This window comes from Bartonella sp. P12B (assembly GCF_055796185.1).
In genome coordinates, this window is the sequence record NZ_JBTTDI010000017.1 from 1 (window position 1) to 18,563 (window position 18,563).

26 protein-coding genes, 1 tRNA gene and 1 pseudogene are annotated in these 18,563 nt (G+C 37.4%); 8 read left to right on the forward strand and 20 right to left on the reverse strand.

Going from position 1 to position 18,563, the window contains the following annotated elements:
• Nucleotides 1-87: 87 nt before the first annotated feature.
• The 9 genes from AC0QT1_RS07520 to AC0QT1_RS07560 form a co-directional block, all read right to left on the reverse strand.
• Nucleotides 88-843: an antA/AntB antirepressor family protein gene (locus AC0QT1_RS07520; RefSeq protein WP_473201314.1), complete on the reverse strand. Its 756-nt coding sequence runs from the start codon at nucleotides 841-843 to the stop codon at nucleotides 88-90.
• 287 nt (nucleotides 844-1,130) lie between these two features.
• On the reverse strand, nucleotides 1,131-1,271 hold the full coding sequence (locus AC0QT1_RS07525) for a hypothetical protein (RefSeq protein WP_473201313.1): 141 nt from the start codon (nucleotides 1,269-1,271) through the stop codon (nucleotides 1,131-1,133).
• A gap of 41 nt (nucleotides 1,272-1,312) precedes the next feature.
• The gene (locus AC0QT1_RS07530) at nucleotides 1,313-1,399 is read right to left on the reverse strand and encodes a hypothetical protein (protein WP_473201315.1); all 87 of its coding nucleotides are present in this window, start codon (nucleotides 1,397-1,399) and stop codon (nucleotides 1,313-1,315) included.
• A gap of 180 nt (nucleotides 1,400-1,579) precedes the next feature.
• The gene (locus tag AC0QT1_RS07535; protein WP_473202007.1) at nucleotides 1,580-2,008 is read right to left on the reverse strand and encodes a hypothetical protein; all 429 of its coding nucleotides are present in this window, start codon (nucleotides 2,006-2,008) and stop codon (nucleotides 1,580-1,582) included.
• Between the two features lie 179 nt (nucleotides 2,009-2,187).
• Nucleotides 2,188-2,598 carry a hypothetical protein gene (locus AC0QT1_RS07540; RefSeq protein ID WP_473202008.1) on the reverse strand — a complete coding sequence of 137 codons (411 nt, stop codon included), beginning with the start codon at nucleotides 2,596-2,598 and terminating at the stop codon, nucleotides 2,188-2,190.
• Complete coding sequence (locus AC0QT1_RS07545; protein WP_473202009.1) at nucleotides 2,582-3,664, reverse strand: DUF1376 domain-containing protein; 1,083 nt, start codon at nucleotides 3,662-3,664, stop codon at nucleotides 2,582-2,584. The genes AC0QT1_RS07540 and AC0QT1_RS07545 overlap by 17 nt, the downstream gene beginning before the upstream one ends.
• Nucleotides 3,654-4,004: a DUF1376 domain-containing protein gene (locus AC0QT1_RS07550; RefSeq protein WP_473202010.1), complete on the reverse strand. Its 351-nt coding sequence runs from the start codon at nucleotides 4,002-4,004 to the stop codon at nucleotides 3,654-3,656. Before AC0QT1_RS07550 ends, AC0QT1_RS07545 begins: the two co-directional genes overlap by 11 nt.
• Nucleotides 3,994-4,359 carry a DUF1376 domain-containing protein gene (locus AC0QT1_RS07555; protein ID WP_473202011.1) on the reverse strand — a complete coding sequence of 122 codons (366 nt, stop codon included), beginning with the start codon at nucleotides 4,357-4,359 and terminating at the stop codon, nucleotides 3,994-3,996. The genes AC0QT1_RS07550 and AC0QT1_RS07555 overlap by 11 nt, the downstream gene beginning before the upstream one ends.
• Nucleotides 4,349-4,822: a crossover junction endodeoxyribonuclease RuvC gene (locus AC0QT1_RS07560; protein WP_473202012.1), complete on the reverse strand. Its 474-nt coding sequence runs from the start codon at nucleotides 4,820-4,822 to the stop codon at nucleotides 4,349-4,351. The genes AC0QT1_RS07555 and AC0QT1_RS07560 overlap by 11 nt, the downstream gene beginning before the upstream one ends.
• Nucleotides 4,823-4,896: 74 nt before the next feature.
• On the opposite strand from AC0QT1_RS07560, the gene AC0QT1_RS07565 reads away from it, so the two are divergent.
• Nucleotides 4,897-5,562 (forward strand): hypothetical protein, encoded by a 666-nt coding sequence (locus tag AC0QT1_RS07565; protein WP_473202013.1) that lies wholly within the window; start codon nucleotides 4,897-4,899, stop codon nucleotides 5,560-5,562.
• A gap of 216 nt (nucleotides 5,563-5,778) precedes the next feature.
• Here AC0QT1_RS07565 and AC0QT1_RS07570 read toward each other — a convergent pair whose 3' ends face one another.
• The 4 genes from AC0QT1_RS07570 to AC0QT1_RS07585 are packed head-to-tail and all read right to left on the reverse strand — an operon-like array spanning nucleotide 5,779 to nucleotide 7,886.
• Nucleotides 5,779-6,147 (reverse strand): hypothetical protein, encoded by a 369-nt coding sequence (locus AC0QT1_RS07570; RefSeq protein ID WP_473202014.1) that lies wholly within the window; start codon nucleotides 6,145-6,147, stop codon nucleotides 5,779-5,781.
• Between the two features lie 10 nt (nucleotides 6,148-6,157).
• Complete coding sequence (locus tag AC0QT1_RS07575) at nucleotides 6,158-7,219, reverse strand: hypothetical protein (protein ID WP_473202015.1); 1,062 nt, start codon at nucleotides 7,217-7,219, stop codon at nucleotides 6,158-6,160.
• 12 nt (nucleotides 7,220-7,231) lie between these two features.
• The gene (locus AC0QT1_RS07580) at nucleotides 7,232-7,546 is read right to left on the reverse strand and encodes a dATP/dGTP diphosphohydrolase domain-containing protein (protein WP_473202016.1); all 315 of its coding nucleotides are present in this window, start codon (nucleotides 7,544-7,546) and stop codon (nucleotides 7,232-7,234) included.
• Nucleotides 7,547-7,556: 10 nt separating this feature from the next.
• Nucleotides 7,557-7,886: a hypothetical protein gene (locus AC0QT1_RS07585; protein WP_473202017.1), complete on the reverse strand. Its 330-nt coding sequence runs from the start codon at nucleotides 7,884-7,886 to the stop codon at nucleotides 7,557-7,559.
• 94 nt (nucleotides 7,887-7,980) lie between these two features.
• Here AC0QT1_RS07585 and AC0QT1_RS07590 point away from each other — a divergent pair, with 94 nt between their 5' ends.
• The 6 genes from AC0QT1_RS07590 (at nucleotide 7,981) to AC0QT1_RS07615 (ending at nucleotide 11,864) form a co-directional block, all read left to right on the forward strand.
• Nucleotides 7,981-8,307: an XRE family transcriptional regulator gene (locus AC0QT1_RS07590; protein ID WP_473201320.1), complete on the forward strand. Its 327-nt coding sequence runs from the start codon at nucleotides 7,981-7,983 to the stop codon at nucleotides 8,305-8,307.
• Between the two features lie 222 nt (nucleotides 8,308-8,529).
• The gene (locus AC0QT1_RS07595) at nucleotides 8,530-8,940 is read left to right on the forward strand and encodes a hypothetical protein (RefSeq protein ID WP_473202018.1); all 411 of its coding nucleotides are present in this window, start codon (nucleotides 8,530-8,532) and stop codon (nucleotides 8,938-8,940) included.
• 91 nt (nucleotides 8,941-9,031) lie between these two features.
• Nucleotides 9,032-9,856, forward strand: coding sequence for a recombinase RecT (locus tag AC0QT1_RS07600; RefSeq protein WP_473202019.1), 825 nt, complete (start codon nucleotides 9,032-9,034; stop codon nucleotides 9,854-9,856).
• A gap of 1 nt (nucleotide 9,857) precedes the next feature.
• Nucleotides 9,858-10,484 carry a lambda exonuclease family protein gene (locus AC0QT1_RS07605; RefSeq protein WP_473202020.1) on the forward strand — a complete coding sequence of 209 codons (627 nt, stop codon included), beginning with the start codon at nucleotides 9,858-9,860 and terminating at the stop codon, nucleotides 10,482-10,484.
• A gap of 114 nt (nucleotides 10,485-10,598) precedes the next feature.
• Complete coding sequence (locus AC0QT1_RS07610) at nucleotides 10,599-10,811, forward strand: hypothetical protein (protein WP_473202021.1); 213 nt, start codon at nucleotides 10,599-10,601, stop codon at nucleotides 10,809-10,811.
• Nucleotides 10,812-10,820: 9 nt separating this feature from the next.
• Entirely contained in the window at nucleotides 10,821-11,864 is a 1,044-nt protein-coding gene (locus AC0QT1_RS07615; RefSeq protein WP_473202022.1) for a tyrosine-type recombinase/integrase, read from the forward strand.
• 575 nt (nucleotides 11,865-12,439) lie between these two features.
• Here AC0QT1_RS07615 and AC0QT1_RS07620 read toward each other — a convergent pair.
• The 3 genes from AC0QT1_RS07620 to ilvA form a co-directional block, all read right to left on the reverse strand.
• Nucleotides 12,440-13,822 carry a DEAD/DEAH box helicase gene (locus tag AC0QT1_RS07620; protein WP_473201210.1) on the reverse strand — a complete coding sequence of 461 codons (1,383 nt, stop codon included), beginning with the start codon at nucleotides 13,820-13,822 and terminating at the stop codon, nucleotides 12,440-12,442.
• Between the two features lie 289 nt (nucleotides 13,823-14,111).
• Nucleotides 14,112-14,642, reverse strand: a complete 531-nt coding sequence (locus AC0QT1_RS07625; RefSeq protein ID WP_473201211.1) for a hypothetical protein — start codon at nucleotides 14,640-14,642, stop codon at nucleotides 14,112-14,114.
• 38 nt (nucleotides 14,643-14,680) lie between these two features.
• Nucleotides 14,681-15,958: a threonine ammonia-lyase IlvA gene (gene ilvA / locus AC0QT1_RS07630; protein ID WP_473201217.1), complete on the reverse strand. Its 1,278-nt coding sequence runs from the start codon at nucleotides 15,956-15,958 to the stop codon at nucleotides 14,681-14,683.
• A 147-nt stretch (nucleotides 15,959-16,105) separates the two neighbouring features.
• Here ilvA and AC0QT1_RS07635 point away from each other — a divergent pair.
• A tRNA-Leu gene (locus tag AC0QT1_RS07635) sits at nucleotides 16,106-16,191 on the forward strand.
• Nucleotides 16,192-16,434: 243 nt separating this feature from the next.
• Here AC0QT1_RS07635 and AC0QT1_RS07640 read toward each other — a convergent pair.
• The 4 genes and pseudogenes from AC0QT1_RS07640 to AC0QT1_RS07655 all read right to left on the reverse strand — a co-directional run.
• Nucleotides 16,435-16,968 (reverse strand): antA/AntB antirepressor family protein, encoded by a 534-nt coding sequence (locus AC0QT1_RS07640; RefSeq protein WP_473202023.1) that lies wholly within the window; start codon nucleotides 16,966-16,968, stop codon nucleotides 16,435-16,437.
• Nucleotides 16,969-17,342: 374 nt separating this feature from the next.
• Nucleotides 17,343-17,609: a helix-turn-helix transcriptional regulator gene (locus tag AC0QT1_RS07645; RefSeq protein ID WP_473201213.1), complete on the reverse strand. Its 267-nt coding sequence runs from the start codon at nucleotides 17,607-17,609 to the stop codon at nucleotides 17,343-17,345.
• An 82-nt stretch (nucleotides 17,610-17,691) separates the two neighbouring features.
• On the reverse strand, nucleotides 17,692-18,315 hold the full coding sequence (locus AC0QT1_RS07650; RefSeq protein ID WP_473202024.1) for a lambda exonuclease family protein: 624 nt from the start codon (nucleotides 18,313-18,315) through the stop codon (nucleotides 17,692-17,694).
• Between the two features lie 25 nt (nucleotides 18,316-18,340).
• Nucleotides 18,341-18,563 (reverse strand): annotated as a pseudogene (locus AC0QT1_RS07655) (ERF family protein); the annotation flags it as partial.

Consider the following 18,563-nt stretch of genomic DNA (forward strand, 5'->3'; position numbering starts at 1 on the left):
TGCTAGAAACACGGCGTTAAGTCCGTTGTTACACCTTCCCTATAAAAAGGTATTGTATAGTGTAACCACACCCGGCATAATGAAAAATTATTGCGACTTCCCATAAAGCTCTTCTCTTAAGAAAGCCAATCCTTTTGACGTTATTTTAGTTGATGGTAGCAACTTTTCTGTACCATCCGGCTTTTGAATCATGATGGTCGTGCAATCCATAAGACCTTTTTGGATTTTATCTTGATAAGGTAATAATGGGCTACCTGGTCCCCTTCTATAAGCCCATCCATATCTTCTTAAGTAATCACTTAAATCCTTAGGTCTTACTTCTAATACTTTAGATGCTTCTATAATACCAAATAAGCCATCTGAACGTTGCAAGTGTTCAAGAGCCATTGCTTTTGGTTTAAGAGTATTTACTTCGCTTTTTAAAGCCTCTAATTGTGTGATATTTTCTAAAAGCAGCTTTTTAACAAAGAGAGGGTCTTCTAAAGCACTTGCAAGATTCGTTTCCGGTGTTGCTGCTTGCTTTGCACGCCGTTCACATTCGATAAAGTATAAACGGGCTTGTTTCCCTTTCTGATTATTCTCAAGCATAGAAAGTTCTTTGGCTACACTGAGAGTTAAATGATAATCTTTAGAGGGGCGACCACCTTGGAGGTTTTCCCCAAAATTGGTGAAAACTAAATAATCCTGATTTTCTAATAAATTATATTTGTTGATGCGATATTTAATCCAAGTAGAGAAATCTTTACCTACTTCTAAAAACGCATGCAATTCACGAGCATTAACAGTTTGAACTAATTCACCGTTAATTTCAGTTTGATTAATATCTATTAAATATTGAGACATAATTTCACCTTGTGATGTTAATCGTTTTTATTAACGCTCTCAAAGAATGCCGGGAGCTTCAAAACACAGCGGCAAGTCCGTTGTTATGCTTTCCCCTCGAAAGGGTATTGTATGACATAACCACACCCGGCAATCCCCTCATCCCATGCTAAAAGCACATTCTGAGAAAACACTTTACAATTTGCAGAAAAAAGATTAGTAATGAGAATCACGCTTTCCTGCTTTTAAAGTGTTTTGAAGCGTATGATTCGCTAATATCCTATTCGTGTTTTACTGTCAACACGTTTTTACGATTTTTTTTCATTTTGGTTTTTATTAATCATTTTCTCTAGATTTTGCTTATGAGAGTTACCTGTTTTGGGAATTTTCGCCAATTTTGGCGAAAAATACAAACGAGCCTCTCTACCTTTCTGATTATTCTCAAGCATAGAGAGCTCTTTTGCGACATTTAGTATGAGGTAATATTCTTTTAATACCACATTTTGACGTTCGCCAATTTTGGCGAGCGCAAATCTTGTCCTTCTATAAAGTTGTATTTGGTAATACGATCTTTAATCCAATTGGAAAAGTCTCGTGATAATCTTTACGATTATGACCACCTCTACCTTTGCTTCCCAAAATAGGGAAGCAAACAAAGTCTTGATTATATTTTTTGACTTGGAAGATTGTAACAATTTTGAGGTCTACCTTGTGTGTCTAAAATCAGCCAGCCCAAATTTGGGCTCGCTAAATTTACTCACCTCACTTTTGAGCCCAGTGCTTTCACTGCTTTTTTTAGCTCCTTATCGATATCATAAGCTTGTGAATAACCTACCTCACCATCATCTGTAATTTCGCAAATCAACGGTTCATTCCCTTGCTTGTGTCTCGTTTTGTTCATTTCGTCTATCAACGCATCATAACTCAAGACTGAAGTCGGTATGTTACCACCATAAACCCATGCTTTCACTTGCGCCTTGGTACTGTAATCCACATTGGTTGGGATCTCGTGATATTGTCCTCCTTCAAAAGCCTCGTATTCTCTCAACCCATCCTCATATTCATAAAGGTTATAAAAATACTCAGTGACTCCTAATCCCCATGGTGCATGCCCTCTTGCCGTTGCAATAAACTTTTTTTGCGGTTGTTTACGTTTTGTTAAAAATAAATATTTAAAAATCCCCATGCTTTTAGTCCATAATTTTACCTTTGGTCTATTTGCCTCAAAATTGGCTGTACAGAGCGTTTTTAGTTTTTTACGTGTATTTCATCAAAAAATCTTTAAATTGCTTTGTACGGTCTTTTTTATCGATTTAAACGCATATCTAATCCAGTATCTGATGCAAATTTTCATCACTTCGCTATCTATTTAACCTTTTTCAATACATCTCCTATGCCACTAAAAGCTTTCTCAAGCTCTTGCTTGTGAACAAGAGTTATGGGTCTAAAATGATCTTTCGCTGTTTTTTCTTTTGCTGCTTTTTCACGTGTATTTTCAATCGCTCTACGCACACTGCCGGCTTTTGAAAGAAGGGTGTTTTCTATGCTTTGGCAATAAGCTAAGAGCTCTCCGCAAGTGGGCATAAATGTTTTTGATACCCCATTTGCTTGACCAATTACGATATCTTCAACACCCTTTTTCAGGGCATATGACGAAATACGGTCCAGCAACATGCCATAGGATAAAACGACGGCTTTGGCATCTGTATTCGCAGGGACCCGCATGCTTGAAAGCAGAAAAGAAGCTTTTTCAATCTCCTCAACGGAAGCTTTCACAGAGAGCAAGGTTTCTAGACGATTGCAAGCATCTAAGGTTTGTTCCTCCTCCTGTTTCGTCAATGTATTCCCAGCTTTCAGCATCAATGGATACCCCGGACTGATCATCTCGATAATCCTGTCTAGATGCGAGATGATTTCTGAGTTCGCTAAAGCCTTCTGCAAGCTGCTTTGTGAAAGTTTTCGGAGTGAATTTTCCATAATTAGCACCTATTTGATTAATTTTATGATCTTTTGAGTTTCTGATCCAATTGCGCCATGTCGCTTGCCAATCGACCTTGGTTGCATCCTTGCCTGTCTTGGCTTTCCAATAATCTCTAAACTTTGCGATTTCGACTTTCACCCGCTCTGGAGGCAAGCCCTCTGCAATTGCGAAATCGTAATCCGGTTCAAAATCGTCCGGTAATCGACAGCCGCGATCAGTTCTTGCCCGTTTTGTTTTTTTGGGAATGTTTTCTTGCTCGTGAATGGGAGGTTGATCCTCTGCCACCGTTTCGATTGCATCTGCTAACTTTTCGCAATCATGATCCTCTGATGGTTCATAACCCTCATCAACAATTTCGATATTTTCAAAATCAATATCGTTTTCTTTTTTTGCTAATACGATAGTATTAGTTTTTTTATTATATATGTTAATGTTATTGTTATTGTGTTTCATCATGAGGTCATCATGACTCATCGTGATCTCATCATGATTTTTTGATGAGTTATCTTTATGCTTATTCTTTTTAGTATTTGCTGCTTTGATAGCTTTTTCTGAAAGCTTATTTAAATTCTCATTGCAATTTTTTAATTCTTCTTCAACGTCGAGATTCCATAATCGACCATCTTCTAAACGAATTATGCACCCCTCTTCTAACAAAACATTTAATGCTGCCTCAAACCTCTTAACTGAATAACCAGTATAATGAGATAAGACCTTAAGATTACAAACAAGAGGTTCACCAGTACGAAGCATGCGAAACCGCAATCTCATATATATATTACCTTCTACAGGAGGTAGGTAATCGACAACTATTGCCCACTGCTCTGCATTAAGCCTTGTCCAAGCTAACTTAGTTGACATATTTCACCTCCGTTTCTTCATTATTATTAAAGGCAAAATTATCTAGCTCTTCACTAAGGCTATTGAGTTCCTCCTCAACTTTTAAACTCCATAAACGACCATCTTCTAAACGTATGATCTTTTCATCACGTATTAAGGTGTCTAATGTGTTTTTTAAAACTCTTATTGAACAACCTGCCCATCGTGCTAATTTGGGGGCATCTTCAATAATAGGGCGGCGCTCTTCGCACATATATAAGACAAGAGTCATATAAAGACCTTTTTCTACTATACTCATGCCACTAACATCTACAATCCATTGCGATGAAAAAAGCCTCGTCCACGGTAACTTAGTTGACATGCATTTCCTCCCCTTTATGCTTATGCCATCTCGCTATCGCTGCTTTCGAAGCGCGCTTTGAAAATCTATTATAACCATGTTCAAAAGAGGCGGACCCATGCCATAAATCGCCATTCTCTAAACGTGCAATATGATCCGTGCTTATTAAAACGTCTAATGCTTTTTGAAACGTTCTTACTGAACATCCACACCAGCCCGCTAAATAAGATGCATTGTTTATAAGAGGCGCTTGCTTTTCTGTCATAAGCAACACTAAGGTTGTGTAAACGCCTTTCTCCGTCGCTTGCAAACCAGTGAGCTCTTTTAAAAACTGATTGGAATAAAATCTTACGCAAGGTACTCTACTAATGGACATCTCTGATCTCCTTTCCTTTCACTAAATATAAAATTGCTAAAGCGTCCGCTTCATTATCATCCTTAGGCTTGTGTCCTTTAGTACACATCGCCTTAATCATCTCTTCTTTTGAGGCATTCCCCTTCCCCGTCGTTGCCTTCTTTATCGTACCAACAGGGATGCCTTCATAAGGTATCTGATACTGTTCGCACCAAACTGCTAAGGTTGCTAATAAACCACCGTAAACATGCGCCGCATCAGTACCAACATGACGCCTCACCTCTTCAAAATACACGGCGTCAATATCACCCGCTGTTGCTTTCAGTTCTGTAAGCCATTGCTTAAAGCGCAAATAACGCATCCCCCCGCCTTCAAAACGGCGTGATTGAAAATTGACCGTGCCACTGAATATGTGACCATCCACACCACATATCGCCCAGCCCGTTTTGGTACCTAGATCAAGACAAAGAATCGTGTTAATCACCACGCCGCTCCATACAAAATGTGTTTTATGAAATTACTGTTTTCCCAAAGCAGAGAGAGAAAGAGGTATGAAAAATGGATAAAGATACTATTGCTATAATTATTAGTATTTTTTCATTAATAGTACCAACGTTCATCTCATGCTTTGGAATATGGTTAGGTTGTAGAAACCGAAAAATAGATCTTATAAATTTCAATAAACAACTAAGATACCTACAAAGACAATCTGAAACAGCAAAAGAACATTTATCCATCTTATGGCAAGAAAAAGAGACACGAGAGTTAGGTCCAAATCTAGAGGCTGTTATAGAGGAGGAACCATACGCATATAAGCGCGGTAAAGATTTCTTTATTGATATAACTGTAATCATAAAAAATCCCACAAAACATTCAATAAAAATGAATAATTTTCAGATAGACCACGAAAGTCCGTTTGCATTTGTTGGAGGCGGCTCTCTAAATTATATGATATCTTTTACTCCTGAGAGCGAAAAATACATGAGTTTTGAAAGTCCTTTTACAGCAGACTTAAATTCACAGGACATATGCGGCTATTTTAATCTAAAGGAAAATGAAGAAGCACCATTTTACCTCTCAGTTCGCCACCTCAAACCAAATATCGAAACTGTACCAATCTTTATAATTGAACACACTTCATCAAATCACCCAGAAAGAGTAGTTCAAACTAAGTTTTGGCCCGATTTTCTTCTGTCTTTTGAAAGTCAGAATTTTGAAGAATAAGGTAATTTGTGAATTTTCTCTTCTTGTTTTTCTATTATTTTGTCTCTTTTATGTAGCTGCTTTCTAAGGTATTGAATTTTTCTGTCAAAAAAATAAAGTTGAATAGCTAACTGAATATTGACCGCCATAGATACACAAACTGCTGTTATTAAGAGCATCTTTCTCTCCTCACTTCATAAAGAAAAAAATTAACGCCCTCGTGAATAATTCTAATAGCTAAAGCCATATTCTGTCCTCCCAATAATAACGGAGTCTCTCCAATACTCTACGGTGCCAAGGTAGAGATGCCATGTATTGTTGTGGTGTTAACAGAGACAATTCATAAGTCGTATTAGAAATGTAACTAAAGTTTGGAACTAAGTCATCTCCACGTAATCTGCCATTACCAAAAACAGCCCCTAAACCACTAATCCAACAATTACCTTCATGACTGAGATTTTCTTCACTCTCTACCCAACCGCCTAAATCACCTTTCTTTACTTTGCCAAAACTTCTCAATGCGCGGATGCGATGTAACTTGAAAGGACCAAGATCAACTGTATCGTCTGTAAGTTCGTACTTCTTTTTAACTATCATATCTTCCATCTTTCTCTCCTCACTTTTTTTTCTTCTCAGAAGAGAGACTTTTGTTATAAGAAGACATTTCCGCATTATTAACTAAAGTACTACCACCAATACTTTCTGTAGCAAGACGTGCATCACCACAAACAATTGCATTATCGTAAACTTTGGCATCGCCATAAATTAATGCCTCGTCATAAACTTGTGCCTTGCCATAAACTTGTGCATTCTTTGTAACGGTAGCATATCCGTAAACTCGGGCATCCTCATAAACCTGTGATGCCCCCCAAATCTCCGCATGTTCATACACATGGGCATTACCGAAAACCTTGCTAGTACCACCAATAACTGCCTTGCCATAAACCTGAGCTTTGTCAAAAACCATAGCATTGGAATAAACTTGTGCATTAGCAAAGACCATAGCCTCCCCACCAACCCAACAATCGCCTTCATGACTAAGGTTCCCCTCTCTCGCTATCCAGCCTCCTAAATCACCCTTCTTAACAGATCCGAAGTCTTTTAATGCACGAATCCGATGCAAAACATGGATACAATCATCTTTCTCACCATTGAGCTTATATTCCTTCATTTCACCAGTAAATGCGTATTTCTTAGTTGGATCAATTTCCTCTGCAAGTTTAATCACATTGTTACAATGCTTAATTTCTTGTTTTAATCTTTCAATTTCCTTGTCACGTGATCTAACATCTGCTTCTAGTGTCACCACAACTTTACTTACATTCCTGAATGCCTTTTCATGCTCTTCAATTTTTTGTCTCAATTCTATAATGATCGTATTATGTTCATTGATGGCTTTATCGCGTTCTTTAATCACTTCATCACGCTGCTTAAGTTTGTGTCTTAATTCTGTAATGATCTCGTCACGTTCTTTAAGATCATCATCACATTCATCAATTGTCTGCTTGCTTTCCGTTAAAAACTTCAACTCTTTCTCTTTTATCTCTTTTTTAAGATTGGTAGCCTGCTCTTTAAGGGATTTAACTTGATCACGATAATGCAAAGCGAAACGAAATATCACACCGCTTAAAATCAAAACTGAAATCACCGCTATTAATACAATCTCATTTAAACTCATTTTGTTTCTCCTTTATTTTTTAGGGCGGTCATCATGACCGATCTGTTTTGCTTCGCATTCCATTAAGAAAACAAGACAACACACCGCATGTGCCAAGTGTGATAAATCACTCTCGCCATCCTTATTCTCTCCACCAAACCATGTGAATAAATGACGCAAAGCAGCGCCGTAAAAACGGCTCCACTCCATGCCATGACGCCAATTGTTTGCTCCGTATTTCTTTGCTCCAAATTCTAGAACACGACCGATTTCAATCAGTGCTGATGGCGGTATAAGTTCAACACGCGCCTTGCCATCATCATTCTTATGCGCTTCGTTTACACTCATCACGCTCTCCTTATGACTGCAAAACGTTGATATGTTCACAAGTGCCTTTAACACTGGAACTTTTTACAAATTTAGACTGTGAGGGGGGATGTTTCTTTTGCATTAATAACTGCAAGCGTTCAGGATAAAAAAAATCGTCAGGGCGTAAATCTATACCATGATCATGTGCATAATTTAGTAATTGTGCCTGATAAATCGCAGGAAACAATCCATTAGCACCACCTTTTTCTTTAGAATAAGTAATACGATAAACAGCACCCTTACATTTCTGTAAAATGCGAGAAACATTAACAGCACCGCCTAAATATTTTATTATGGTATATGCAGGTTCTTTTTTCATAATAATAAAATTTCATATTATCTGAATTTTATCAAGAAAAAAATTCAGTTTTTTTTAATTGATTTTTCATTTGATATGAAAGAGCCTTATTTTTATGGAATCGGATCAGTTAAAGGCGTGGCTTAAAGAGCAGTTAGCTAAAAATGGACACGGTAGCAAAAAAATGCTAGCCGAACATCTGGGAGTGCTGCCATCTACTTTAACTAGTATGATCAATAATTCTAGTACAAAGAGATCAGTAAAACCCAGATTAATAAGAGCAACTGAACTCATAAAAATTATTGATTTTTTTGGTGAAATCCCGCCTTTCTTAATCAAAGAATCTGAACAATTTATTCGTCTGTATTATCAAGCAAATCCTGAAGTTCAGAAAGCTGTTTTAACGATTCTTCAAAATTCCTGCTCTGTAGACAAAAGATAATAGCAGCCATCACTTTCTTATCTCCATAATTCCAAAATTTTTCTAACATTATTTTATCCTATAATGAATTTATTTCATATAAAATTTCATTTTTTATGAATTTTTTTATTGACAGTGTTCATAAAATATGAAATACAGACACCCTAGCAAAAAAAAAAATACCCTTGTCAATAGACATTTTATCCAAAATGTTCTTTTTCAACTTTTTTAATGGAGGCTGTTGTGAATAAACCAGTTTTTATAAAATCAGATGAAATCCTCTTAGTGATGAGCTATGACGAAACAGAAAACATCGCTCAATCCGGTCCTTTCTACGAAGAAAACGATATCATTAAATTTATCGATAATACTGATAATGCCGTGCAAATCTTGCGCGTCGAACCAACAACTAATCGGTGCGAAGATATCTCTGAAGACATCGCTGAATTCTATATTAAAGAACGCCAACAAGAGTGCTTCGATGGCATCGTAAATCACGAATTTATTAAACAAAGCGATGCATACGGTTTTTTTTTAGACGAAATCAAACAGCAACAATATGAAGATGAAATCTACGGGGCTTATGAAGAACAGCACCGTTTACGTCTTTCTGACGTCCTTCCAAACTATCCAAACTATACAGGGCGTTTTTAAACACGCCCACTCGTTCCTCCTCTCAAATAAAGGTATCGGTATACCTTCTCAAGAAATCAAAAGACAAAGTATCCATTAAAAGGATTTCAAGATGACAAATTCTCCCTTAACAACAATGGCAAGTAAATATGGTTTCTCTCATGAGGAATTTCGAAAAACCATCGTTAAAACTTGTATCAGTTACAACTTTTCTGATGAAGAATTCGCCGCCTTTATTTCCGTTGCTAATACTTATGGATTAAACCCACTGACGAAAGAAATCTATGCTCTTCCTAAAAGAGGTGGGGGAATTATTCCCGTTGTCTCGATCGACGGGTGGATTAAGATCATTAAATCTAATCCTCAATTCGATGGTATGACCTTTCAAGACCAACTTGATAAAGATGGTAATCTCATTGCTATCAAATGTGCTATACGATTGAAAGGCATTAAAGACCCTATCGAGGTTACTGAATATTTAGCAGAATGCAAACAAAAGACAGACACTTGGCAAAAATATCCAGCACGTATGTTGCGTCATAAAGCAACCATACAATGTGCACGCTATGCTTTCGGTTTTTCAGGCATTTATGAGGAAGATGAAGCCGCTCGTATGAATGGAATAAATCATAGCATGCAAGAGCAGCGCATTTCTGGTGATATGCTTAGACAAATCAGACAATTAATGGAACAAACTCTAACAGAAGAGAAAAAAGTCCTCTCTTTTGTCAAAGCAAACAGCCTTGCCGATATGTCTGAGGAACAAGCACAAACGGTTTTAAACGGTTTGAAGAAAAAACAGAACTTACAAATCATTGAAACCCAGCAATTACCATCTCAAGAACAAAACGATGGTCCTATACAAGATGCTGAATATATTCATATCCAAGATATCGAATATGCACAAACTAACCAAGAACAAACAGCGGCGGTGTGAAATGGAACAAAGATCAGCACAATGGTTTCAAGCGCGGTTAGGAAAAGTCACCGCCTCTAATGTTTACAATATACTCAGTAAGACAGCAAAAGGATTGCCGACCAGCAAATATGAGGATTACAAAATCAAACTCATTACAGAACGCCTAACAGGAGAAATAAGCCCCCATTATGAAACCGAAGAGATGCGATGGGGCATTGAACATGAAGAGGATGCCTTGCAAGAATATGGCTTCATTTATGATGCCAATATCATAAAATGCGGCTTTGTCCCTCATCCTACAATAGAAATGGCTGGGGCTAGCCCTGATGGGCTTATTGGTGAAGAGGGGTTAATCGAAGTCAAATGTCCAAGATCTGCAACCCATATGCGCTTTTGTATCGATGACCAAATCAAACCGGAATATCACGCACAAATGCAATTCCAAATGGCGTGTACAGGACGAAAATGGTGTGATTTTGTAAGCTATGATCCACGCTTTCGCATGCATCAATCATCTCACTTGCGTATGAAAGTCAAACGTGTGCACCGTGATGAGGAACAGATTAACAGTATTAACCAAGCTGTCGAAGCCTTTTTAGCAGAGATAGAGCAAGAGATACAAAAGATCTCGACTAAAGCTGCTTAAACCCTATGGGGGTGCAATTTACCGCCTCCTAGCACCCCCACCCTCTCAGAACAACTTTCAAGAAATGCGTGATCCACGCCACAGGTAAATTTCATCTAAGAAAGGAGAATAAACATGGCACCTCGCCCCGCCACTATAACACAACCGGCTATTGCTCGCGCCTTAAGAGAAGCAAAAAAACAAGGATGCGAATTAATAGAAATAAAGCCTACCGGTGAACTGCTCATCTATCTCAAATCCGATATCCCAATACCAAATTCAGCAGCACAGACTGATAACATTTGGAATTCATTAAACGATAAATGCGACCTTGATATCATCTTATAGTCCCGCCCCATGCCTAAACCACGTCCCCCTCATCTTGTTAAACAAATTACCAAATATGGAAAAATCGTGTGGTATGTGCGTATTGGTCATGGGAACCGTATTAGAGTACGAGGAACCTATGGAACGCAAGAGTTTGTCGACAATTACAAAAGCGCCCTTGCCCAATTACAAGGACTTATCCTTCCTAAATCCAAGCCAGGTAAACTTGTTGAAGGTTCTTTTGCATGGCTGCTCAAACAGTATTTTAATAGCGTTCATTGGCATAGCCTCGCTAAAAGTACGAAAAGACAAAGAGAACGCATTTTAATGAAGGTATGCGATTCCATAGGAAATATTCCCTACAAAGCCATAGAAAAGAAACATATTATAGCTGGTGTTGAACGCCGCAAGGAAAAAATAACAGCTGCTCACAATTTTATAAAAGCACTTAATGGTCTTTTTAATTGGGCAATTGATCAAGAGCTTTTAGAAAACAATCCAACCGTAGGAGTAAAAAGACCAGCTTACAGCAACAAAGAGGGATTTGCTGTTTGGACAGAAGAAGATGTTGAGAAATATTATAAAACATGGGCTTTAGGAACACATGAACGCGTCTGGATTGATGTTCTTCTTTACACAGGTCTACGTCGTGGTGATGCGGTACGAATTGGTTGGAAAGACGTTAAAGAGAATATCATTCATCTCAAGACAGAGAAAAGTAAATTCCAAACAGATGTTTTTCTACCCATTTTGCCTGAATTAGCAGAAACCCTTAAAATTGGTCCTATTGGCAATGAAACATTTATTTGCGGGAAAAACGGAAATAAGCTCGTTAAAGAAAGTTTTGGCAACCTTTTTCGTGAGGCGTGTAATGCAGCGGGAATCAAAAAATCAGCCCATGGATTGAGAAAATTAGCAGCCACACGTGCCGCTAATTCCGGTGCAACAGTTTCACAACTTAAAGCAATCTTTGGATGGACTGAAGATAAAATGGCATCTCTCTATACAAAGAGTGCCGACCGCAAAAGGTTAGCTATTGAAGCGATAAAAAAGCTCCAAAAAAATGAGGGATAACGCTACAAAAAACATAATGGAATCAATGATCACGAATTTCCCTCACATCGTAATAACTCATTTATTTTATTGAAAATAATTAGAACGGCCCGGACAACCACATTTCCTCCTATTATATATAATCTACTGTTTTTTGTTGTGTTTTTTAAGGTGACGAATATGTGGATAATGGTTTTGGAATAGAATTCTCCGATATTTTTCTACAAAATGCTTCTGGATCGCCTTTTGAAGACTATCCTTAAAAACATCAGCGCCATCAAATTCCATTCTATCTTTCAAATTGCAATGCGTATCAAGAAAAGCGCAAAATCCATCGATATTTTCTACAGATTCATTAAAACACGGCTACGGTTGAAGAAGTACAATGATGATGTCTTTTCAAAATATCTTTAATGATACCAGACATCCCAAAATGCCTGCTTCTAAAAAATTGAAAGCCTCCTTATAAGAAATTCAAATTTTTGAAACCCTCTCCTTAACTTTAGTAAGAGCGTTGCTGTATATTTCTCTTGCTTTTATTCTTAGAAGAAATCGAAAAAAGACGAGTATTCTACGATCTCTTCTAAAATTTTTTCTTAAGCAGCCTTCTTCACTGATTTGCGAAAACGAAAAGACTTCCCCCGCTTTACTGCGGCTTTTGCTTTTTTGTGTCTTTCACTTAAAGAGGGAGAATTTTTAATCTGTAGTTGCTCAGATTTATCTTTACAACTCAAAACCTGCTTCTGACGTTTAGATCTTCTAAAACGAGGTTCCTTCTCATTTTCTTTTTCTCTACCTTCTGAAACAACCGATTTTTCTGGAAAAGCAGCAAATTGTTCCGGAACAGCTTCACGCGCTAATCGTGCACGAATCAAGCGCTCTACAGCGCGTAACCGTGCTCCTTCTAATCCTTCATCAAAAAGTGTGAGTGCTTCACCAAAAGCACCATTGCGTCCTGTGCGACCAATACGATGCACATAACTTTCAGCTTCATCTGGTAAATCATAATTAATCACATGACTTATTCCTGGTATATCAATACCGCGTGCTGCAATATCTGTTGCAACGAGGATCTTTACTGCTCTATCCCGAAAAGCTTTTAAGGCAGACTGGCGAGCATTTTGTGATTTATTTCCATGAATTGTCGCAACAGAATATCCTATCTTTGTTAGACTGCGTGCAACAGAATCAGCACCGTGTTTCGTTCTGGTAAAAACAATAACCGAAGCAAAAGCCGGATTTGTCAAAAGTTGACCTAAAACATTCTTTTTTTCACGCGTAGAAACACAATATAACTTTTGAATAACTTCTGCAGCTGTTGTCCCTTGAGGAGCAACTTCTATTTTCACGGGCTCATTGAGCAAACACTTTGCAAGTTCAGAAATTTCCTTCGGCATTGTCGCAGAAAAGAGTGCTGTCTGACGCTTTTGATGCAAAAGCTTTGCGATTTGCCGCACATCATTAATAAAGCCCATATCTAACATACGATCTGCTTCATCCAGAACCAAAAAACGAGATTGAGACAGATCAACATATTTTTCACGAACAAGATCTCTCAGACGTCCTGGTGTTGCTATCAAAATATCCACACCTGCATCCATGCGTTTAATTTGTTTTAAACGTGATATTCCACCAAAAACAAGACATGTTGAAAGATGTGTTCCTTTCGCAACAGCACGAATTGTTTCATCAACCTGAACAGCAAGTTCACGTGTAGGAACCAAGATTAAAGCACGTGCAGTTTTAGAGGTACGTTTATCGCCTAAAGCTAAAATCTGGCTTAAAATAGGCAAACCAAATGCCAAGGTCTTTCCAGACCCCGTCTGTGCAATTCCTAACATATCATGCCCTTCCAGCATCACTGGGATTGCTTGTTCTTGAATAGGTGTAGGTTTCCTCATACCAGCAATAAGCAAGTTTTTAATTAAAAGAGTCGACAAACCTAACTTTGTGAAAACATTTTCTCTATTTATATTCAAAATAAAATCTCTCCTCAGCTCCACAAGAAACGAGCTGAACCTAATGACTCAAGAATCCGCGCAAAAGAAATCTTGATATTTGAAATTTATGAAGCAACGCTTGAAAGAGCGATTTGCGCAACCCATGAGCACCCTGAAATCAAGGCAAAGGTGGCATAAATCTTACTTTAATAAAGAGCCAGTTAACCAGCCTAAACACCTTCGCCTATATTATCATTGGATTATCACAAAAAAGCAAGAACTTTACGAAAGTTATTTCTTATAAATAAAAAAACAATATTTTAATGCTTTATTTCTTTATTATGACTTCCTTTGGTACATGTATCCTCTTCAAATCAGGATAAATTTCGAGAAAAACCGGATTTTGTACAGTTTTCTGACCACCATAAATTAAATACCACCGTATTTTATCAAAAATCGCCAAAGTTTTGTATTGAATAATGCGATCATTCATCTCAAGCGTAGTCGGAATAAAAGCATAAAAAGTACCTTTATCAGTCTGCAAATATTCTATATTTTTTTCATCTAAATGAAAAGCATCCGGAGGCAAATTTTCAAATTGAACATGCAGCTGTTTAAGAAAACTATGACGTAAATTATCCTCTGTCGTATTCAATCGGCGCGCTATTTCTTTATAAAGCCGATCGGGCATATACGAAGAAATAAGTGCGAAATTCCCATTTTTTACAGCATTATTGACATCAACAACTAATCTTGAAAGTTCAACTTTCTGTATTGTCTGTAGCTCAGATGCTATACTTTGTTTACCAACACTAAAAAACAAAAAAAGTCCTAGTAAAAAAGAAAAAATAGATTTCATTCTTAAATATCTTTCGTTTTTGAAAAAATTTTAGCTTATCAAATGACAAAATCAAATAACGTTTGATCGTCGGTAATATCGCGATAGCGCCAACCTAAAGCTTGAAATTTTTTCTCTAAGAGACAAAAATTATCGTATTTTTTTGTTTCAATTGCGATCAATACAGAACCAAAACTTCTCGATGATTTTTTGAGATATTCAAAGCGCACAATATCATCATCTGGAGAGAGTTGAGCAAGAAAACTACGCAGCGCACCAGGATGTTGGGGAAAACTAAAAATAAAATATTTTCTCAAGCCCTGAAAACGTAGAGAACGTTCTTTAATATCGGGCAAACGCTCAAAATCAAAATTACCACCTGAAATAACAAGAAGGATTTTTTTTCCTTTCAACTCTTGAGGAGAAAGGCTATTAAGAGCATCAATTGATAAGGCACCTGCTGGTTCCAAAACCACACCTTCAACATTAAGCATTTCAACCATTGTAGAACAAACACGATTTTCAGGAACTGTAATAACAGAATCGGGCGGAAATTTTTTCAGTATTTTATAATTTAACGCACCTATTTCAGCGACAGCTGCACCATCCACAAATGTATCGATATTTTCAAGTTTGACACGTTTTCCACTCTTCAAACAAGCAAGCAAACTTGCCGCTCTTTGTGGCTCAACAAAACGAAGCTCTGTTTTCCAACCATATTCATGTAAAAACTTACTCACACCACTCGCTAAACCACCACCACCTACAGGAACAATGATTAAATCTGGCTCGCTCTCCCCATTAAGTCTTTTCCACTGCAAAGCAGCCTCGCAGAGAACTGTCGCTTGCCCAGCAATGATGCGAACATCATCAAAAGGCGGTGCCATTATACCACCACCCTGCATAACGAAAGATTGCGCGGCCGCATAACATTGATCAAACGTCTCACCAACTAAACGGATATCTACAAACTCTTTGCCAAAAATGCGTGTCTTATCAATTTTCTGTTGTGGAGTTGTCACAGGCATAAAAATCACACCTTTACGTTTAAAATAGCGACAAACAAAAGAAACTCCCTGCGCGTGATTCCCTGCTGATGCGCAAACAAATGCAGCATCTTGAGAGATTTTACCAAGCATTTCTGAAACAAAATTAAAAGCACCGCGAATCTTATATGACCGTACTGGTGTTAGATCTTCACGTTTCAAATAAATTTCTGCATCATATTTTTGACTAAGAAAATCATTTCTCTGAAGTGGTGTTTCAGCAAATACATTATGCAAAGCCACCATAGCTTTCTTTACGTCTTGAATAAATTTACTCATAACACCAGCCATTTCATGCTTCATTAATCCTATACAGGCTTCTTCTAGCTATAAAGGCAACCATTGTCAGTCAAAAATTAAACAAAATACGAAAAGTTTTAATCTTAATCATTAATTCTTGATTCAACAAAAGATATAGCTTATGAAAATGCTCTTACCGCGGACGTGATGAAATCGGTAAACATAGCAGACTTAAAATCTGCCGGTCTAAGACCTTGCGGGTTCAAGTCCCGCCGTCCGCACCACAACATCTTAAATTTCCCTTATTTTTCAATACTTTATTAAAAATCAACAAAAATTAAACCACCTTTTGTAACTCCATTATAACGCTATCAGACGGCACCACGATGACATTAAAATTCGAATCATTGCTGCTTTTTGAGGTACCTTTCCAGAACCTTGACATTCTCTTCATCTTTTAAGGTGGAGAGACAGCCAATCTCGATCTCCTCATCCTTGAGGATGAGGAAATGAGTTATATTTGAAATCTAAGCAGCTTTTACGACAGATCTTGCTAGAACCTGTTTAGCTTCTTTGATTAAGGCTTTGTATTGCCTGTTTTCTTCGTCTACTCTAAAAGCATCAATAAGACGAACATGGATTGGACCTAAAAGATATAAAACTTTTTCACCAGCGTTCATACCCTCCCAATGGCTTGGTAAATCAAAGCGTCTATCACTATCATAATCAACAGATTGACTTCTTAGTTTCTTTTCACACTCGATAAAGTAACGACGGGCTTGACATCCTTTCTCATTCCTCTCAACCATTGAAAGCTCTTTTGCCATGTCTAGAGTGATGTAATATTCTGTACTTGGGCGACCACTTTTAGGTTTTACTAAATTTTTAGTAAAATTCACAAAGTCTTGATTTTCTTGGAAAGAATATTCCTTAATACGATTAATAATCCAATCATTAAAGCGGGATGTTACTTCCAAAAACTTATGCAACTCACGTGCATCAACAGTTTGGACTGTTTCTTGTCCAATGGTCTGTTTTGATATTTTTATGAGATTGTTCATGATATTTTCCTAACGAAATTTTAAATTCTGATTAGACATCCAAAAGGGCGCCGGGTGCTCAAAATACGGTCGTTAGTCCGCCACTATACTTTCCCTTAGAAAAGGTATTGTATGGTATAGCGACACCCGACAAAAAAGCACGCTTTCAACGTGATACTTAAGTCGAATTTTTAGGAACGGTAAACAATTTCGGTTGCTCATCCGCTAACGATTTCAAAGTGTTTTGACCACCTAACGAATGAATCTAACAATTTTGAAAACATTGTCAAGCTGTTTCTGAAATAATCTAGCATTTCATTGTGTCCTTTTGTGTTGCAAAGGCTTTAATTTCCTTGTTAATTTCATCTATGAGAGATTCAATATCTAAAACGCTTTTAGGACAATTCTACTGAATCTCTTTCTGTTTTTTTTGCTTCAATATAACGGTCAATTTCAACAAGATCCCATTTTAAGTATCGCCCTTCTTGTATAGGCTTAGGAAAGACTCCAATTTTCACAAGCCCTCTAATATAGGTCATTGACATTCCGAGATAAATTGAGAGATCTTGTATATTAACAAGCCATTGCAAGCGCATCGACAGTAAAGCTTGTTCGAATAAGCTTACTTTTTCTATTGAGGCAGTTAATTTTTCTTTGTTCATTTAAATGCTTTCCTTATTATCTATGTGTTAAGAATAATTATTAAGGGTGGGGGTTCTGGGAGGAGAGAGCACCCCCATAGGATTAAGCAGCTTTTGTCAAGATCTGTTTCATGTCTTGCTCTACTTCTGCTAAAAAGGCTTCAACTGCTTTATTAATCTCTTCAATTTGTTCATCATCACGGTGGATGCGTTGGATTTTCATGCGTAAATGAGATGATTTCCCTACAAATTGTGGATTATAACTAATGAAATCACACCATTTGCGTCCTGTACATGCCATTTGGAATTGCATCTGCGCGTGATATTCAGGCTTAATCTCATTATAAAGAAAAAAGCGCAAATGTGTTGTTGATTGTAGACATTTGACTTCAACTAAACCGTCTTCTCCAATCAAACCATCAGGACTAGCCCCCGCTATTTCTATGGTAGGATGTGGTATAAAGCCGCATTTTATGACATCGGCATCATAAATGATGCTATATTCTTTCAGAGCGTCCTCTTCATGTTCAATACCCCATTGCATAGACGGTGTTATATAAGATTGGCTTATTTCTCCTGTTAAGCGTTCTGTCATGAGTTTCATTTTGTAATCCTCATATTTGCTTGTAGATAATCCTTTTGCTGTCTTACTGAGTACATTGTAAACATTAGAGGCTGTGACTTTCCCTAACCTTGCCTGAAACCATTCTGCTGTTCTTTGTTCCATATCACACCGCCGTTTGTTGTTGTGTTTATACCATTTGCTTATTTTGTTTATCTTTTAAAAGGTGCAAAATGGTTTGCGCTTTCTGATCAGAGATATCATCAAGCTTTTCGACATTCGCGTAAGAAAGTATCTTTTCTTCTTCTGTCTTTGTTTGTACCATAAGCCTTCTGATTTCATTGATTTGTTCTGGAAAAGCTGGTTTTTGAGGCATATTCCCATCTTTATCGTCTTCTTTACTTGCGACATTG

Bases quoted from the DNA above. Each gene is read 5' to 3' on its own strand.
- AC0QT1_RS07545 (WP_473202009.1), bottom strand. From the start codon at position 3,664: ATGTCAACTAAGTTAGCTTGGACAAGGCTTAATGCAGAGCAGTGGGCA.
- AC0QT1_RS07535 (WP_473202007.1), bottom strand. From the start codon at position 2,008: ATGGGGATTTTTAAATATTTATTTTTAACAAAACGTAAACAACCGCAA.
- AC0QT1_RS07650 (WP_473202024.1), bottom strand. From the start codon at position 18,315: ATGGAACAAAGAACAGCAGAATGGTTTCAGGCAAGGTTAGGGAAAGTC.
- AC0QT1_RS07640 (WP_473202023.1), bottom strand. From the start codon at position 16,968: ATGAACAATCTCATAAAAATATCAAAACAGACCATTGGACAAGAAACA.
- AC0QT1_RS07520 (WP_473201314.1), bottom strand. From the start codon at position 843: ATGTCTCAATATTTAATAGATATTAATCAAACTGAAATTAACGGTGAA.
- AC0QT1_RS07580 (WP_473202016.1), bottom strand. From the start codon at position 7,546: ATGAGTGTAAACGAAGCGCATAAGAATGATGATGGCAAGGCGCGTGTT.
- AC0QT1_RS07610 (WP_473202021.1), top strand. From the start codon at position 10,599: ATGGCACCTCGCCCCGCCACTATAACACAACCGGCTATTGCTCGCGCC.
- AC0QT1_RS07555 (WP_473202011.1), bottom strand. From the start codon at position 4,359: ATGTCCATTAGTAGAGTACCTTGCGTAAGATTTTATTCCAATCAGTTT.
- AC0QT1_RS07565 (WP_473202013.1), top strand. From the start codon at position 4,897: ATGGATAAAGATACTATTGCTATAATTATTAGTATTTTTTCATTAATA.
- AC0QT1_RS07645 (WP_473201213.1), bottom strand. From the start codon at position 17,609: ATGAACAAAGAAAAATTAACTGCCTCAATAGAAAAAGTAAGCTTATTC.
- AC0QT1_RS07525 (WP_473201313.1), bottom strand. From the start codon at position 1,271: ATGCTTGAGAATAATCAGAAAGGTAGAGAGGCTCGTTTGTATTTTTCG.
- AC0QT1_RS07625 (WP_473201211.1), bottom strand. From the start codon at position 14,642: ATGAAATCTATTTTTTCTTTTTTACTAGGACTTTTTTTGTTTTTTAGT.
- ilvA (WP_473201217.1), bottom strand. From the start codon at position 15,958: ATGGCTGGTGTTATGAGTAAATTTATTCAAGACGTAAAGAAAGCTATG.
- AC0QT1_RS07590 (WP_473201320.1), top strand. From the start codon at position 7,981: ATGGAATCGGATCAGTTAAAGGCGTGGCTTAAAGAGCAGTTAGCTAAA.
- AC0QT1_RS07585 (WP_473202017.1), bottom strand. From the start codon at position 7,886: ATGAAAAAAGAACCTGCATATACCATAATAAAATATTTAGGCGGTGCT.
- AC0QT1_RS07600 (WP_473202019.1), top strand. From the start codon at position 9,032: ATGACAAATTCTCCCTTAACAACAATGGCAAGTAAATATGGTTTCTCT.
- AC0QT1_RS07575 (WP_473202015.1), bottom strand. From the start codon at position 7,219: ATGAGTTTAAATGAGATTGTATTAATAGCGGTGATTTCAGTTTTGATT.
- AC0QT1_RS07550 (WP_473202010.1), bottom strand. From the start codon at position 4,004: ATGTCAACTAAGTTACCGTGGACGAGGCTTTTTTCATCGCAATGGATT.
- AC0QT1_RS07570 (WP_473202014.1), bottom strand. From the start codon at position 6,147: ATGGAAGATATGATAGTTAAAAAGAAGTACGAACTTACAGACGATACA.
- AC0QT1_RS07605 (WP_473202020.1), top strand. From the start codon at position 9,858: ATGGAACAAAGATCAGCACAATGGTTTCAAGCGCGGTTAGGAAAAGTC.
- AC0QT1_RS07615 (WP_473202022.1), top strand. From the start codon at position 10,821: ATGCCTAAACCACGTCCCCCTCATCTTGTTAAACAAATTACCAAATAT.